Genomic DNA, 16,487 nt, shown 5'->3' with positions numbered 1-16,487 from the left:
TGTAACGCTTGGTGGATCAAGCCCGTCCACGCGCAAAATCGAAGGCCGCCAGAAGGGCAGTGGCCGGTATGACCAAAATACCCCATATCAACTCGATCAGTCGCGTGTTCGACAGGAAACGCCGCACCGCCAGAGATCGCGCCATCTGCCGATCCCAGGTGAAGACCCGGCGCCTGCCATTCGCGATGACAAGGTTCGACGATCTTTTCGCCGCCAGACGCTCTAAACCGCCCCATGTCAAACCCAGGGCATCGGGATATACCAGCACGACAGTCTCAAAGTTGCTTTGACCATCCAGATATCGGCGATCGAGGTGGCCGATGGACACCTCCCGCCCTTCTGGTGTTGCCAGCCCGCCAGACGCCGCCAGACGCTCGTCGGCGACGATCGTTACATCACGGAAGGCTGAATGAGCGACAATGGTGTCGGCTATCGCCAACTGGTAGTGGACATCACGCGGATTGGCAAAATGGTCGCGCATCGCTGCGATGAAACGGCGCAGCCGCAGAAGGGTCAGGACGTTCAGAAGCCGCCATAGAAGGGGGATGCGATATGCCTTGGGTTCGGCATTGCCGTTTCCGCCACGATAGCTGCATAGCACGATCAGACCGGATCCCGTCAAGCGAGGAGGTCCGTTCACCCGGGCAGTTAGTTTCATTGCAGCGTCCATTTCGATCTGTACAACTAGGCGTTTTTAGTCGCTACGATGTACAGCGATGACGCTTGGCGTGGCAAGAGGGTCCTCCCCACGACCTCGAACAAATCATCAAGCATCTTGTATTGGCGCAGCTTGCCGTCCAGGCGAAAGTCGGGAGGACCCCAGCCAAGATGTTTCACTTCGGTGACAGTGAAACCCGCGTCGCGTGTCCGGGCTGCGATCGTCTCGCCGGTGTAGAAATGCACGTGATCGGTGGAAGCCAGGATGTCCGGGGCGCGCTTGTAGGCGAGCTGCCACCACCACGATCCTTCGTTGGGCGTGCCGAGGATCATGAAGCCGCCGGGCGCCAGAATCCGATAGGCTTCCGCGAGCGCGCGCTCATCATCGGGAATGTGCTCGATGACATGATTGAAGAAGACGACGTCAAAGCTGTTGTCTTCCGCCGGATAGTCGAGAATGTTGGCCAGGAACAGGTTGGCTTCCGGAAACCGCTTGCGCGCGCGCGCAAGACGAACAGCGTTGTAGTCGCTGCCGTAGAGCCGCCCTGCAAAAGGCGAAAGCCAGTGCATCGTTGTGCCGTCGCCACAGCCAAGGTCCAGCACGGACCCTGCCTTCGCCACCCCGCGCGCTGCCAATTCACGCCGAAACACCTGCTCGACATAGTCCTTTCGCTTCTTGATATGGTGACGCCATGGAGATGCCTCCATCATCGGTTGTTCAGTCAGGTACCAGTCCGGATTGACGTCCCGAGCGCGAGCAATGTCCGCTTCCAGCGTGGTGGCGTCCGCTACCAGGATTGCTACATTATCCTCGTTTGGAAATGCTGCACCGCAATGTGAGCAAATCAAGAGTGGTACGCTTCTATCGGAGGAGGCCAACGGTTGGCCCAGATGGCACTTCGGGCACCGAAGCCGCGGGGAGGTATCCATGGTCATGCTCAGCCCCTGGTCTTTTCTCGATCATGTTTTGCAAGCATATCGCGATAGATGCCACCAAATTTAGCTTCTGTTTTTGCCGGTGACCAATTGGCCTGGGCGTGGGCGAAGGCGCGTTGTCCCAGCGCTGCGCGGGCGGCGTGGTCTTCCAGCAGATGCGAAAGCGCCGCGTGATAGGCCTCGGTCGTATTTTCGACCAGAGAAAGAAATGCATCCTTCTTCTCTTCAGCAAATTCCGGAACCGGCTCACCAATGCGCCTGTTCACGATCACCGGCAGCCCGGTGAGCAGTGCCTCGAGCAGCGACTTGCTTATTTCCCAGTATTCCGTGTGTATCGCGAAGATGTCCGCCTTCACCAGCAACTCGCAGAGTTCATCGTTGGGGACGGCGGGCAGAAGCTTCACCCGATCACCGACTCCAAGCTCGGCAATCAGGGCCGCAATAACTTCGCGATGCGGTCCATCGCCAACGATGGTGTAACGCAGGCCTTGAATGGAGGCGACTGCACGAATGATATTGCTTGGATCCTTGTCGGTGAAAAGCCGGCCGACATAGATGACATGCGGTGGCGAGGAAAGATCGTAATCGATCTTTTGCCGCAAAAAATCCCGATTGAGCACATTGTAGCAGACTTCCGCCCTCGTCACGCCCATGCGGGCGAGATAGGGCAGGATAGGCTTGTATACGGGCATGACCAGATCTGCGTTCCGCAGGGCCTCGCCTTCGAGATAATCATAGAAGGCGTTGTGGCGGCTCTCAGCAGGTGTTTTCGGGGCGATTATCCGGCGGACGGGATTGATGTCCGGATTGATGTGAAGCGAAACCACATAGGGGATGCCAAGTTCGCTCCTTATGCGGCTGGCGAGATAGGTGTTCCAGTCAGAGCCATGGCACCTGATCATATCCGGCGCGATACGCCGAGCCATTTCGACGCCTTGTCTTGCCCATGACCTCAGGCGGCGGCCCTTCAGGAAACTCCAGCGCTGCGTGGACATTCCCGTCTGATCGGGATAATTGTGAAGGACGAGCCGGGCACGGCCAACCGTACGCTGCAGCGCAGCCGGATCGGGGGCATCGTCGTTCGTCATCAGGATATGAACTTCATCGAAAACGTCGCCCGGATTGTAGTATCCGGGTTGGTATTCGCCTTTTTCGATGATCTGCGAGATGCGGTCTGGAACGATGACAAGTAGTCGAGGCATAGGTTACATCCGGCCGGCGGGCTTGCGCGCCACGAGCGTAATTGATTCCCTTCCGGGATTGTGGAATTTGCGAAATCTTCCGGGGTGCCGCAGCATGGCAAAAAAGTTTCGGGCGGTCAGCGCCATGGAAGCTTCGTCGGATACGTCCAGCGGCTCGAAGCCGATATCCTTCAGCAGACCCAGAACCTCGGCGTTCGTGCGGCAAAATATCGAGGTCAGAAAGTAGGTCGGGTCTCTGCCCTGCGAGCGAAGATAATCCGCCGCCTTTGCTCGATCATGACGCAGCTCGGGATTCCAAGGGACGTGATAATGCGCCTCCAGCCGCTGGGCGGCATAGTTGGGACATTCGATATACGCACGGCCACCCGGTTTCAACATCCGCCAGGCAGCTCGAAGCATCGAGCCGCAGCCCTCTATATGCTCAAGCACGTTCCAAAAGGCGACGGCATCCAGGCTGCCATCCGCCTGGTCGAGACGCGTCGCGTCGCCGAGCTTGAAAACAGCCTGCGGATCGTCCTGGGGCCTCATGCGCGCAAGACGACGCTGGGCAAATTCCACCTCGAAAGACGCAATTTCCACGCCGCTGGCATCGATACCTGCGTTGCGCGCCGCAATCACCGTGCTGCCGAAGCCGCAGCCTATATCCAGGAGTTTTGCTCCAGCCGGGAGATGCGCCGTCACCACGGCTGTCGTATACTCGGCATAGGCGAAGCCGACATAATTGCCGAAATGCTGTCGAATGCTCTCCTCGGTGAAGGCGCCCTGATAGAGGCTGTGGAGGTAGGCAACGACCGCATCGACGTCGGAATCAAGATATGGTTTTTCGTCGCGATCGGTCATGTTCCCTCGTTCATGGGCCGCATTATGACGCACATCCCGTTCGCAATGGCTGAGACGCGGCTGCCCAACGCGAGCCGTTTCGCTATCGGCAGGCGGTCTATCACCGCAAGGCCGTTCAAGCCGTAGCCGAACTCGTGGGTGACGGCGAAGCCGTATTTTCTGGCGAGCGAGCGCATTTCCTTGAAACTGTATTCGTGGAAGTGCTGAGGATCCAGCAGGACCGCCGGCTGGCCCTTGAGCCGCCGTATCAGGTTCGGGAGCCGGTTTGTGTTGGGCATCACAATGGCAATGCTGCCCTGCGGAGCACAGGCTGTCCGGCAGAACCGGAAATAACTCTCCGTCGCTTCGAGATGTTCAAATACCTGGAAGCTGACGACGAGGTCGTACCGCCGGACCGGATTGTCGCGCTCGAGGTCGGAAACCCAACGGCTTACCTTGGGATGGGCATATTCTACATTCGCCTTTTCGACGCTCTTCAGCGAATAGTCGATACCGTCGACATGTTCGACGAAGTCATAGGATGCCATAGCCCTGTCGTGGAAGCCGCAGCCGCAACCGATGTCCAGCACGGTTTTCGGTCGGACCCGGTCGAAGATCCCCTTGATCTCGAATTCCCGGATCTGATCCCATTCCGCCGATTCATAGCTGTCCCATTCCTCTTCGATCAGATCGTCGAAGAAGGCACGTTGATCGCGCTGATAGGTTTGGTAACGCTCATGGACAGACATCACGGCCTCCCTTTCATGCCGGTCGAGGAATTCTCTGCGTATCTGGGTTTCTCACAAATAATGAGGTGCCTGAAAGCAAAATTTCGCAGAAGTGGCAAGGAGCTCAGTCGTTCGTCCAATAGTTTTCCACCCAGATACATCTTCATGATCTTCTGCCAGCGCGGATGCAGCAACGGAGCGAGCCAAGACGGCTTGTTGGCCCACAAAGGTAGAAGCTGGAAGCAGCGATGCTCTACAACAGCTAGTCCGGCGTCGGCTAGGCCCCTTTTCATCCGCGAGACCGGGATCATGGAGGTCGGCGGGATATCCGGGTAGGCACGGATGACGAGCTGGTTGAGGGATCGAGAATTTCCAAGATCCAGTACACAGCGTCCGCCCGGCTTGAGCACCCTCGCCACATCGGCAAACACCGCCTCGACGTCGGGAATGGCGTACAGCGCAGAGAACGAGAAGAGCATGTCGACACTGTCGTTTTCCAGCGGCATCGCCTTTGCATCGCCCACAATGAAGCGTATGCGCTCGTCGTTCCCCAGCCGCGCATCTCTGTTGGCATGGTCGATGAAATTCTCGCTGAAATCGATGCCGACGCAGTCAGTGAAGGAACCGCTGAGGGAAAAGACGTGCTCCCCCGTGCCGCAGCAGAGATCGACCAGGCGACCGCCGGTGGCGTTGCGCAGTACCGTTTCGAGTTTCTCCAAGAGCAGCCGATCCGCATATCCGGATCCGGATCCGGGCTTGAGGCAGATCGTCTCCCGACGGTAGACCGAATTCTCTTCATATGCGCGTTTTATCCGATCCGAGATATCGTCAGTCATGTTGGACCGCTCCTCGAGTTCTGGTGTGGCCATGCCAGCAGCCTCCTTGCCAACCGGCTCACGCTCGCCCGTGAAAATCTCGCGCCGCTTACACAATCCGCAGGATTGGCGCTCGCCGTGTCAATGTCGAATTTCAGCTTCATGCTCGATCGGAAGGCCCTATGAGGCTCCCCGCCGAACCGTGTCTTGAAGAAGGTAAGCCCCTGCTGCTTCCTGTCCGACGATGTGGGGAAGATCGGCCCGACCTCGTAGTGACACTTTCCGGCCGCCTTCGCAGCAACGATCGCCTTCCACAGCAGAAGATAATTCGCACCCGTGTCCTGCGCATCGTCCAACGAACAGCCGGTGTGATAAAGCGCTCCTGCGCCGAACCAGGCATCATTGTGATAGGCGATCACCCTACCGCCAGCATCATAGGCGGCGATCAGGGCGGCATGATCGGCAGGTGCCATCTTTTCCGCAATGCCCGCGAAATACGCTATCGGATGCGGTGTTACGCCTGTGCGATTGTAGGTTTCGCAATGCAGCTCGTAGTAGCGGTGCAGATGGTCGCGCCAATCGACCCGCTCGGCGCGGATGCCGGACTTTTCAGCCCTCCGGATGATGTTTCGCGCATTCTTGGCGAGATTCGCCCAAAGCCCGTCGTCGCCGCTGCTCAGATCAATCACCTGGGTCAGTCCCGACAGATCGTCGAAGCCGTCGAAAACTGCAGGGTTGACGCCCCGCGAGCTGCCGAGCGAGGAACGGGTGACGGCCATCTGCTGGAACTCTATGGCACCCGCACCGCATTCGGCCCCGACCGTCCGGCACCGCTTATAAATCTCCGCCAGGAGACGCGCCCTTTCGGCGGATGAGATGTCGCCGCGCAAGACCGGCCCGCAGCCGCCCCAGGCCGACAGTCCCAGCATTTCTGTGCCCGGGTTGAACTGAAGCGGCACGACGGCAACCAGATCGCCGTTGTCCAGGACGCCGAAACTGAAATCGGCAAGCCTCCACTCTTCTACCGAAAGGATGAGCTCCTGCCAGCCGTAGAGCGCGAAAACCCAGCCGTCCGGCGACCCACGCACAAGCCGGTCCCAGTGGTCACCCTGAATCTTTCCACGATCGATGAAGGATAACGTCACGCACGCAGTCTTTCGCTTTCGAACGGCCGGGCGGAGCACCCGGGCTGCGCAAGCCACCGCGCCAGCATGAAACCGCTTATCATGGTACCTGCGTAGGAAGACCATGCGCGGCCGGATTCATAGTCCTGGCCATAGGCGTCCAATGCCGCCTGCAACTCCCCGACCTCGATTCCGAAGCCTGCAAGAGACAAAATGCTCGATTTGTATGTGGAAAGAAAATTCTCGTCACGGGCAAACATCACGTCGTAGCGCAGGTTGCCCGCCATCCCGATCTTTTTGGCCGTGGCGATCTCCGTGCCGACGTATTGCGCATAGATTGCCTTCAAAATCCGTTTGTTATGTTGCGGGCTGCGGCTGTCGATCTTGTGCCGGGTCGGTAGGCCGGCGGAGAATTCAGCGACCCTGTAATCCAGGAAGGGGCTTCGCAATTCGAGCTGCGACGTCAACCCCGAGATGTCCGGAATGACGAAGTTCGGGTCGCGGGTGTAGTAGTTTAGCGACATCCAGGTATAGAGGTCGGCCTGGGTCTCGATGCCCGCCTCCTCGATCTCGGCGACCAGCCGCTGCACCAGCGGCTCGGCGCGCTCCCGGTCTTCAGAAGTGGACATGATTCCCCTCACGAAATCGCCCTGATCCCTGGAGACGGGTGTCGGAAAGGCGAAGCCAAGCCGCGCAGCCAAACGGGCTGGCAGCATGGAGCCGATTCGGGCGCGCTTCAGCTGCGCCGCCCTGGCGCTATCGTTGGCGGCGAATAGCTCGTTGCCGGAATATCCAAGGAAAAGCTCATCGGCCCCGTTTCCCGTCAAGGCGACCTTGGCGACCTTTGCAATTTCGGCATAGAGCCGATGGGAATAGCTTATGGCGATGTGGCTGCAGGGCTGATCGACATAGGTCAGGGAATCGTCGATGGCTCCCATCAGGTCCCGATAGTAATCGAAATTCTTAAATTCCCAATCGAGATCGAGTATCCGCGCCACCTTTTCCGCGGTCACCCGTTCCTGGCTCGGCTCGGAGGGCGAATCGTAGTCGAGCGTCCAGCATTTCAGGTTTCTTCCGAGACGGCGGGTGGCGATCGCAGCCACCAGGCCGGAATCGACCCCGCCTGAAAATGTCAGACACACGGGAACGTCGGCACGAAGCCGCATGTCGATCGCATCGGTTATAAGATCGTGCAGTTCTTCGGCGGCGGCATCGAAGGACACCTGCCGCTTTTCGGCAAAGTTCAGCCGCCAGTACCGCACTGAAGCGACCGTCTGCTTCTCTGGATCGACAAAAGCATGGGAGGCCGGTGGCAAGGCGAAGACGTTTTCGAAGGCCGTTTCTCCTATCGGAACGGCGGCCAGCTTCATGTACCAGCGGACATTCACCGCGTTCAGGCGTCCCTGCCAGCCCCGAAGCTTGACGAATGCGTTGATGCTTGAAGCAAAATACAGACGGCCGTTTGACCGGTACCAGAAGAGGGGTTTCTTGCCGAGCCTGTCACGTGCAACGAAAAGAATTTTCTCGCGATCGTCCCATATGGCAAGCGCGAACATGCCGTTGAGGTCGGCACAGACCTTTTCCCTTTTTAGAATGAAGCCGGCCAGAATGACTTCCGTATCGCTGCTGGACCGGAATTCATAGCCGGCTTCGGCGTATTTCTTCTTGAGCTCGACATAGTTGTAGATCTCGCCATTGAATATGATGGTGTAGCGGCCGGACGGGTCGCTCATGGGTTGTGAGCCGCCTTCGATGTCGATGATGCTCAGTCGGGTGTGAAAAAACCGAACCGTGTCGGATTCGAATTTTCCCTCTCCATCCCGACCACGGTACCGGATCGCCTCGAGTATCGACGCATTCGAAGCATCCGCCTCGTTCAGGCCCGGGCCTATGTATCCGGCGATCCCGCACATCAGCGGTCGTATCCGAAGAAGGGATGCAGTTCGCTGCCGATCCGCTCCAGGTATCGATCATGTTCCGACGAGGGAATCTCTTCACGCCAGCCGCCGACTTTACCGCGCCGAACATGATGCGCGTTAGGGTTTTCGAAATCGCCTGTCGAGAATATCGACAATCCGGAAGATTTGTAACGCAGCGGCTCCTTGCCCTTTTCCAGAGACTGCATGTTCTCGAATGAGCCGAAAGCGACAGCATCGTTGATGCTTGCCGCAACAGGTTCCTCGCCGAGATATGTCAGCACCGCACCCAGTGTCTCCGCCGGCCGGGTTTTTGCGTCTTCGAAACGCCATAGCCGAACAGCCCCGGGAGTGGCCAGATTGTCATGCCACAGGTTGTAGAAGCGGATATATTTTTCCAGCCCGAAAACCGGATCATCGATAAGATCGACGACAGAGCCCTGGTAGCTATTTGAAGGGTTCATGTATTTTTCGTGCATGAAAAGTGACACGAGAGTATCCAGCGGATGCCGGCAGAGAAGGATCACCCGTTTGCCGGAAAACGGCTGGACCACATTTTCGACCGTCAGATCGGTCGCGGTCTGTCCGTCCCATTCCAGCGGGTGGTGGGTAAAGTTTCCCGCCGCAGAAATGCCGTGGCTTTTCAGTTCTGCAATTTCCCCGAGATCCATCAACGGCGTAGCGGGCAAATCGTACCTGGACTGCAAATAGTGGCCAAGGCTGACGCGAAGCCATGTGTTTCCCACCTTGGGATAACCGACGGCAACGAACGAGGGTTCGGCATCTGGTGCGCGCTTTGAGGAAAACAGCTGTCGCAGGTTGGTAAACATGATGTCCTTAGTGATTTGTGCCGGCTTTCGACTATTTTTCCAAATATTTCCAGGTCGAGCGAATAGCAGCGCCCTGAAAGGCGTCAAGTCCGACGCCTGATAGCCAATCCTGCAATCTTACAGATACGCGAGCTGCATTGGGAACGCAATCGTAGGAAAAGGTTGCTGCCCGCGAGCCGCCGAAGTGACCGTGGTCGATCATAAGCCAGTAGTCACCTTCGCCGATTCGCAAATCCTCGATCGTGCATTCGATTACGCCTTCGACCTTCGGCGGCAAGGTGTCTCCAGGATGGGTGGAATGAATGGTAGCGACGCGTTCGGCGAACTCGTTCATCAGCAGGACGGAGAAATATGGTTTCTGCGCCTGGGCGTTCCTGAAGCCGATGCGGATGGTCGCCTTCTCGCCGGTGCGAAGTACGGCGCTTGGATGACCGGAGGCATCAAGTATCTCGACCCATTGTACGACGGGACTGGTTTCGGACAGGCGCGGCGCGTCGGCGACTTCCGAATAGGGTTGTGGTTCGCCCATCCTTTCGCCGATATTATGCAGGCTTCTCATATAGCTGGTTATCGCGTCATCGGCGGTGCCTTCGAAGGTCAGCCGTCCGCTCTGAAGTATCATACCGGACTTGCAGATGGACTTGATCGCTCTTGCGTTGTGGCTGACGAACAGAATCGTCCGGCCGTCATTGGCGATGCTTTCGATATTCTTCTGGCTTTTTTCCAGAAAAGCGGCGTCGCCCACCGCCATGACCTCGTCTAGGATCAAGATATCGGAACGTAGCATGGATGCGACGGAATATGCCAGGCGAACGTACATACCGCTGGAATAGCGCTTCACGGGCATGTCGATGAATTTTTCGATGCCTGAGAAATCGACGATTTCGTCGAACTTGGCACGGATCTCGCTTTGTTTCAGGCCAAGAAGCGCGCCCGCCATGAAGACGTTTTCCCGGCCAGTCAGATCTGGGTGAAAGCCGGTTCCCACCTCCAGCAGCGATCCCAGCCGGCCGCGCAGCTCGGCTCTCCCGGTGGTGGGCTGGGCTACTCCTGCGAGAATCTTCAGCAGAGTACTCTTGCCCGAACCGTTCCGGCCGAGAATACCGAGAATATCGCCCTGTTTAACCGTGAAATCGACATCCTTCAGCGCCCAGAAATTGTCCTCGTTGCTGCGTGCGATCCATGGCGCGAATTCCGAAAGGTGGGTTTTCAGCCGCATAATTCTTCCACCGGCCGGACGCTTCGCTATGTGGTACTGCTTTCCAAGATTTTGAACCTTGATCGCGTGCGACGTGCTCAACATTGACGAGGCGTTTCCTATGTAAAGGATTGCGACATTGCTTGCCGTACCTTGTTGCAGGGCGTCTGAACCCGGCATTTTTATGCGTTAACCTATGAAATCCCATTAGGGCATGCGATCGCGCTTTCCATCCGGGACGTTCGGTTTAGCGCGATATACACTGAATTTTTATGCCGGCTGCGTTTTTTTGCTGGCTGCGGTCCTCAATTCTCTCTCCTGCGCAATTCCGCGAGGATGAGATGCGCAAGCTCTTCTGGATCGCGTCCGATCGTGGTCAGGTGCAGTTCTGGATTCCGAGGCTGCTCATAGGGCGAACTGATTCCCGTGAAGTTTTGCAGCAGGCCGGACTGCGCCTTGCGATAAAGGCCCTTTGGATCCCTGCGGGCACACTCCTCAAGGGGAGTATCGACGAAAATCTCGAGAAATTCTCCTTCGCCCATCAACTCCCTGCACATCTGCCGTTCCGATTCGAATGGAGAGATAAACGATACGAGAACGATCAGCCCGGCATCGGCCATCAGCTTGGCGACTTCCGCTACGCGGCGGATGTTTTCCACCCGATCGCCCTCGGTAAAGCCCAGATCGCGATTGAGCCCGTGACGTACGTTGTCGCCGTCCAGAAGATAGGTGTGCCTGTGTTCCAGATGAAGCATACTTTCGAGCGTGTTGGCGATCGTCGATTTGCCCGAGCCGGACAGTCCGGTGAACCAGAGCACCCGGGGGGTCTGCCCCTTTATGGCTGCTCGAGCCTGCTTGCTCACCTCGGTCGCCTGCCAGTGGACATTTTCCGCACGACGGAGCGCGAAATCGATCAGTCCTGCGCCGACGGTGGCATTGGTTAACCGATCAATGACGACAAAGTTGCCGGTGGTGCGGTTCTGCCGATACGCATCGAAGGCGATGGGCGATTGCAGGGAAAAATTGCAGACGCCGACCTCGTTCATCTTGAGGGACTTGGCCGCCTCCCTCAGGAAGGTGTTGACGTCGATCTCGTATTTCAACGCCGATATGGTGCAGTTGATCGCCTGCGTCTCGGTTCGGAGAATGTAGCTGCGGCCGGGAAGCAGGGGGCGCTGATCGAACCAGATCACGTGCGCCTGGAATTGGTCGGCGACCTGAGGACGGTCGTCCGGAGAGACAAGTATCGTCCCCCGCGAGACATCGATTTCGTCCCTGAGAACGACCGTAACGGCCTGCCCTTCCATGGCCGTTTCCAACTTGCCGTCATATGTCAGAATTTCGCGCACTTCGGTTGACTGACCTGACTGGGCGGCGACGATCCGGTCTCCGACCCTGATAGTTCCAGACGCGATCTGTCCCGAAAAACCGCGGAAGCTGGAATCCGGCCGGCTTACCAACTGGATTGGAAGGCGGAAAGACGTTTGAGAGCGCAGACGCGCCGGTTCGATCGTTTCCAGCTTTTCCATGAGGGTCGGCCCGTCATGCCACGGCGTGCGCGAGGAGTGCGAGTTGACGTTGTCGCCATACCTTGCCGACATCGGAATCGCGGTGACGGTCGAGATATCGAGGCTAGAGATGAACGTCTGGTAGTCGCTGACGATCTTGCGGAAGACCGTTTCGTCGTAATTCACGAGATCGATCTTGTTGACCGCTAAAATGACGTCGCGGATACCGAGGAGCGAAGCGATGAAGGAATGGCGTCGGCTCTGCTTGAGTACACCCTTCTGCGCATCGACCAGAACGACGGCCACTTCCGCCGTGGAGGCGCCGGTCGCCATATTCCGGGTGTATTCCTCGTGGCCAGGGGTATCGGCAACGATGAACTTGCGCTTTTCCGTAGCGAAGTACCGATAGGCCACGTCGATGGTGATGCCCTGCTCGCGCTCGGCTTCCAGTCCATCGACGAGAAGCGAGAAGTCGAGATTATCCCCCTCGAAACCTTGTTTGACGCTGTCGATTGTCAACGTCGACAATTGATCCTGATAGATTAGCTTGCTGTCGTAGAGCAGGCGCCCGATTAGCGTCGATTTTCCATCGTCGACCGAGCCGCAGGTGATGAACCGCAAGATAGATTTGCTTTCCTGCATCTTCAGAAAATCCTGAATGCTGCTATCGGTGCGATCCAAAGCCTGCGGTTTCATCAGAAATATCCCTCGCGTTTCTTTTTTTCCATCGAAGCCGCTTCATCCTTGTCGATCGCCCGACCTTGGCGTTCGGACGATTGCGCACCCAACGTCTCCAATAAGACCTTTTCTAAAGAGTCTGCAGTGGACAGCACGGCACCGGTTAACGGATAGCAGCCGAGGGTGCGGAACCGGACCGATTTTTCCTCTGCCCGTTCGCCCGGACCGAACTGGAACCGGTCGTCGTCGACAGCGATCAACATGCCGTCGCGTTCGACGACTGGCATCTTCCGGGCCAGATACAAGCCCACGACCGGAATTTTCTCGCGCAAGATGTACATCCAGACATCCATTTCCGTCCAGTTGGAAAGCGGGAAGACCCGGATGGATTCCTTGTCCTTCACCTGCGTGTTGTAGGTTTTCCACATCTCCGGTCTTTGCGCTTTCGGATCCCAGCTGTGTTGCTTGTTTCTGAACGAGAATATGCGCTCCTTGGCGCGGGATTTTTCCTCGTCACGACGCGCGCCGCCGAAGGCGGCGTCGAAACCGTGCTTGTCGAGCGCCTCGCGCAGTGCCACTGTCTTCATAGTATGCGTGTAATAGTTGGACCCATGCGTGAAAGGACTTACCTTTTCCGCCACGCCGGCCGCATTGACGTGCACGAGAAGATTCAATCCCAGCCTTTGCGCGGTCTGATCTCTGAATTCAATCATTTCCCTGAACTTCCAGGTCGTATCGATGTGCAGCAGCGGGAAAGGAAGCTTGGCTGGGTAAAATGCCTTGAGAGCGAGATGCAGCATGACCGACGAGTCTTTGCCGATCGAATAGAGCATCACGGGATTGCGGAATGTCGCGGCAACCTCGCGAAAAATATGGATCGATTCAGCCTCTAATCGATCGAGATGGGAAAGTGACATGCCTTGGCTCCTGGTGGATCAGTTCGGTTTCGCAACACTATCCGTAGCCGGACGCCTGTGCGGACCGCCGTATGGCCCGTGCTACTGAACGTCAACGGTCATTTTTTCATAGGCTGAAAATATCCACAGGCCCGCCAGCAGGACGCATGCGGTTGCACCAATGGCCGGATACAATATTGGCGTGATCGTCATTGGCTGGCCGAGCAGGATCCAGCGGAAGAATTCCACGGCCCAGAACATCGGATTGAGTTGATAGTAGGGCATCAACCAGCGTGGGACGAAGGATGAGGGATAGAAGATCGGCGTTGAGTACATTCCGGCCTGCAGACCGATCGTCAGAAGCGGCCGGACATCCCGGAATTTCACCATCAGCGCGGCAAACCATAGGCCTACGCCCAGAGCGGCCATCAGGACGAGGACAAGACCGGGAAGCAGAAAAACATATCGCCATGTCGGCCAGAAGCCGAAACACACGGCGAGAACGATCAAGATCAGGACCGTGATGAAGCTGTCGAAGAGCTCGCGGCAGGCACTTGCGACGGGCAGTATGAGCCGCGGAAAGTAGACCTTCGATATCAGCCCCATATTTTCCTGCAAGGAGGAAGCGACCGCCAATGTCGCCTTGTTGAACAGGAACCAGGGAATCAAGGCCGCAAAGGCGTAGACCGGATAGGGGTAGCCGGACGTATCGACGCGCAGCAGAAAGCCGAAGACAATCGACATCATAGCCAGCGTTGCCAGTGGCTCCAGCACTGCCCACAATCCGCCGAGCAGCATTTGGCGGTAACGGCTGGCGACCTGTCTCTTGATGAAAAGAATCACCAGCTCCCGGTGCGCCCAAAGTTCCCCAAGGCCTATGCCGCTGCGTTGATGCTCGGCATCTATGATTTTAATACTCAATATCGATGTCCATCCGGGTTGAAGACGAGCGGATGCCGATCCCCGCCGTTGTGGGCCACTCATAGTGGAGTTTCCTTTGCGGATCAATTCAGCGAGGACCGTTTTGAACACCACATGGTGGCCGACACCGGCGCCGCTGACTTCAGGTCGCGCCTGGTCGGCCAAAGCGGCATTAATCGATCTTATACTTTCACATTCGCCTGCAGATGTCCTGAGCTGCGCCGTGCCTTCAGGTAGAGGCCATGCCAAAGCGACTTGATGGAGGTCCGCCCCGGACCTGCCAGCAACGCCCCAAGGATGAACCAGAATATGCCCTGATAGGCGACTTCGTGTGCCAGGCTGAACACGCAGAACAGCATCACGTGCAGGAAGATCGCGCTGTCATTTTTATCGAGACCGCCTAGCGTGCGCTTCGGCCGATGCCACCATGTCGACCAAATCCGTTTGATCTGCATCATTGGAATCCGGCCTGTCAGGAGCGATCCCAGAATGCCCACCTCGGCAATGATCCAGACATAGGTCGAATGGATGATGAGCGGTGTGCCTGTCTTCGATATCTGGGTCGAAATGAACGATCCGAGGCCTGCACCGATAAAGGTGTGGCTGAGCCACAGCGCGAAACCGCCGCGGAGACATTCCAGCCGTTCCGTCATCGAGGAGTCTTCGCTGCCAACCATGCGTTCCGTCGGCAGTTGCTGGAACACTTCCCTGAAATTGGCAACGCTCGGCGGCTTCAGCGACCCAATCTCACCGGTAGGCCAGAGGCTCTGCTCGAGCCAGAACCTGCAGAGCTGCACGTAATATGGCGTGTAGCGGATCATGTCCAACACGTAAGGGAAGGCACACATACAGCGCTGCCCCGAGTGCGGCCACGATAAAGCACCGGATCAGTAGGTCTTTTCGCGCTGTGGCGATAACTACAGCAAGGCAGGCAAGGCGGACGTAAGCCGTCAGCGAATTGGTCGCGACGACGGCGAACACCATCATGGCCAAGGCCGGCCCCAGCTTGCGCCAGTCGATGGTCCTGAGCGGCAGGAGATAGCAGATAGCCAGCCCGAGGGTCAGCAGCAGCTGAAACGCGAGGGCGTTCCGATTTGCCGAGTAGCCTTCGAAATTCGGGGTGGGCGCCAGCGCGATGAAATCCAAGGCAAACAGGATGCGATGCAGGAGATGGACGGTAGCTACCGTCACCGCCGTCAGCAGAAGCACCTCAGCCAGTCGCCGCACGCCCTGACGGCCGAACTGACCGACGAAAAGTGCGCCCGAGCCGAAATAGCCGAGCACCACAAGCCAGCCGATACCCCGGTTTCCGACCGCCCAGAGAATGACCCCATAGCGAACTAGAGCACATCCATTGAACGCGGAATCGCGTTGAGGATTCCCCTGGCTGTGGGGAGAAATCGGGCGTGCCGGCGCCGGTGTAGAAACACGGCAGCCGGCCAGCCTTGCAGCAAAGAGCCGCCGTGAGAGCGCAAAGGCCGGCGCGATCACGACGACCAGCGTGTTTAGCAGCCCTACCGCGATGGACAGGGCAGTGGCGCTGGAAGCATCGCTCCCCAGAAGCCCGTACGCGTAGATGGGCGAGATTTCTCGCAAGCCCCATCCGTTGACGCTGATCGGAACGCTGGCTGCGAAGCTGACCATGGCAGCTGCGGCCGTGACTTTCCAGAAAGGCAGATCGAAGCCCCTTGAGGAAAGCAAAACCCAATATATGTAAATGTTGATCAATTGCGATAACGATGAAATCCGGACGATTTCCGAAACCTCCATGATTGTCTGGGGATTGCGAAGCCGCTGCAGCATGTCCTTTTCGAATGATGATCTCGAGGATTGCAGCACGCCGACGCCGACGCCGACGCCGACGAGAATCAGCGCTACGATCATGGGCGGCAACCCCTTAAACAGGTCGTCCAGCAGATGACCGCCTGCCAGGAACATTCCTCCCCAGAGAGGCAGCAATCCGCCGATGAGCGCCAATATCAGCCTTTCATAGCCCGAAACGAATGTCGAAAGCGCAGCGCTTACTCCCATTGCCCGAAGCACCACCTGGCGGCCGAGCACCGAGCCGACGACGTTGATCAGAAACAGGCTGGCTATAAGGCCGCTCAAGCGTAAGCGCGAATTTCTATGCGCCTTCTGAAGCGCAGTGCTCTGATGCATGAAGTGTCCACCAAAAACAGGTGGACACCAAATCATGGACGATGCTCCTAAACTGCAGGTGCGGCTTGTTGGCCGCGACGGCCGCCGTCGATATGACCC

At 57.5% G+C, this 16,487-nt stretch carries 15 protein-coding genes; all 15 read right to left on the bottom strand.

Annotation, left to right across the window (positions count from 1 at the left end):
* Positions 1-16: 16 nt before the first annotated feature.
* Entirely contained in the window at positions 17-658 is a 642-nt protein-coding gene (locus tag AC1DNK_RS28985; protein ID WP_477944626.1) for a hypothetical protein, read from the bottom strand.
* A 26-nt stretch (positions 659-684) separates the two neighbouring features.
* Positions 685-1,593, bottom strand: a complete 909-nt coding sequence (locus AC1DNK_RS28980; RefSeq protein WP_477944624.1) for a methyltransferase domain-containing protein — start codon at positions 1,591-1,593, stop codon at positions 685-687.
* A 2-nt stretch (positions 1,594-1,595) separates the two neighbouring features.
* Positions 1,596-2,795 carry a glycosyltransferase gene (locus AC1DNK_RS28975; protein WP_477944623.1) on the bottom strand — a complete coding sequence of 400 codons (1,200 nt, stop codon included), beginning with the start codon at positions 2,793-2,795 and terminating at the stop codon, positions 1,596-1,598.
* 3 nt (positions 2,796-2,798) lie between these two features.
* Complete coding sequence (locus AC1DNK_RS28970) at positions 2,799-3,635, bottom strand: class I SAM-dependent methyltransferase (RefSeq protein WP_477944621.1); 837 nt, start codon at positions 3,633-3,635, stop codon at positions 2,799-2,801.
* A complete protein-coding gene (locus AC1DNK_RS28965; protein WP_477944619.1) occupies positions 3,632-4,363 on the bottom strand; it encodes a class I SAM-dependent methyltransferase in 732 nt (243 codons plus the stop codon). The genes AC1DNK_RS28970 and AC1DNK_RS28965 overlap by 4 nt, the downstream gene beginning before the upstream one ends.
* On the bottom strand, positions 4,363-5,178 hold the full coding sequence (locus AC1DNK_RS28960; protein WP_477944618.1) for a class I SAM-dependent methyltransferase: 816 nt from the start codon (positions 5,176-5,178) through the stop codon (positions 4,363-4,365). The genes AC1DNK_RS28965 and AC1DNK_RS28960 overlap by 1 nt, the downstream gene beginning before the upstream one ends.
* Positions 5,175-6,302 (bottom strand): lipid II:glycine glycyltransferase FemX, encoded by a 1,128-nt coding sequence (locus tag AC1DNK_RS28955; protein WP_477944616.1) that lies wholly within the window; start codon positions 6,300-6,302, stop codon positions 5,175-5,177. The genes AC1DNK_RS28960 and AC1DNK_RS28955 overlap by 4 nt, the downstream gene beginning before the upstream one ends.
* Positions 6,299-8,194: an asparagine synthase (glutamine-hydrolyzing) gene (gene asnB / locus AC1DNK_RS28950; RefSeq protein ID WP_477944615.1), complete on the bottom strand. Its 1,896-nt coding sequence runs from the start codon at positions 8,192-8,194 to the stop codon at positions 6,299-6,301. Before asnB ends, AC1DNK_RS28955 begins: the two co-directional genes overlap by 4 nt.
* Positions 8,194-9,027 (bottom strand): sulfotransferase domain-containing protein, encoded by an 834-nt coding sequence (locus tag AC1DNK_RS28945; RefSeq protein WP_477944613.1) that lies wholly within the window; start codon positions 9,025-9,027, stop codon positions 8,194-8,196. Before AC1DNK_RS28945 ends, asnB begins: the two co-directional genes overlap by 1 nt.
* A 31-nt stretch (positions 9,028-9,058) precedes the next feature.
* Positions 9,059-10,405: an ABC transporter ATP-binding protein gene (locus tag AC1DNK_RS28940; protein WP_477944611.1), complete on the bottom strand. Its 1,347-nt coding sequence runs from the start codon at positions 10,403-10,405 to the stop codon at positions 9,059-9,061.
* Between the two features lie 125 nt (positions 10,406-10,530).
* A complete protein-coding gene (cysN, locus tag AC1DNK_RS28935; RefSeq protein WP_477944609.1) occupies positions 10,531-12,429 on the bottom strand; it encodes a sulfate adenylyltransferase subunit CysN in 1,899 nt (632 codons plus the stop codon).
* Positions 12,429-13,328 carry a sulfate adenylyltransferase subunit CysD gene (gene cysD / locus AC1DNK_RS28930; RefSeq protein WP_477944607.1) on the bottom strand — a complete coding sequence of 300 codons (900 nt, stop codon included), beginning with the start codon at positions 13,326-13,328 and terminating at the stop codon, positions 12,429-12,431. Before cysD ends, cysN begins: the two co-directional genes overlap by 1 nt.
* Before the next feature lie 81 nt (positions 13,329-13,409).
* Complete coding sequence (locus AC1DNK_RS28925; RefSeq protein WP_477944605.1) at positions 13,410-14,393, bottom strand: ABC transporter permease; 984 nt, start codon at positions 14,391-14,393, stop codon at positions 13,410-13,412.
* Positions 14,394-14,410: 17 nt separating this feature from the next.
* Positions 14,411-15,049: a hypothetical protein gene (locus AC1DNK_RS28920; RefSeq protein WP_477944604.1), complete on the bottom strand. Its 639-nt coding sequence runs from the start codon at positions 15,047-15,049 to the stop codon at positions 14,411-14,413.
* Positions 14,976-16,388, bottom strand: coding sequence for a lysylphosphatidylglycerol synthase domain-containing protein (locus AC1DNK_RS28915; protein ID WP_477944602.1), 1,413 nt, complete (start codon positions 16,386-16,388; stop codon positions 14,976-14,978). Before AC1DNK_RS28915 ends, AC1DNK_RS28920 begins: the two co-directional genes overlap by 74 nt.
* Positions 16,389-16,487 lie beyond the last annotated feature (99 nt).

This window comes from Rhizobium sp. 01N424, assembly GCF_056399485.1.
The sequence above is the reverse complement of the archived record's forward strand: the minus strand, read 5'-3'. Positions and strand labels throughout refer to the sequence as shown.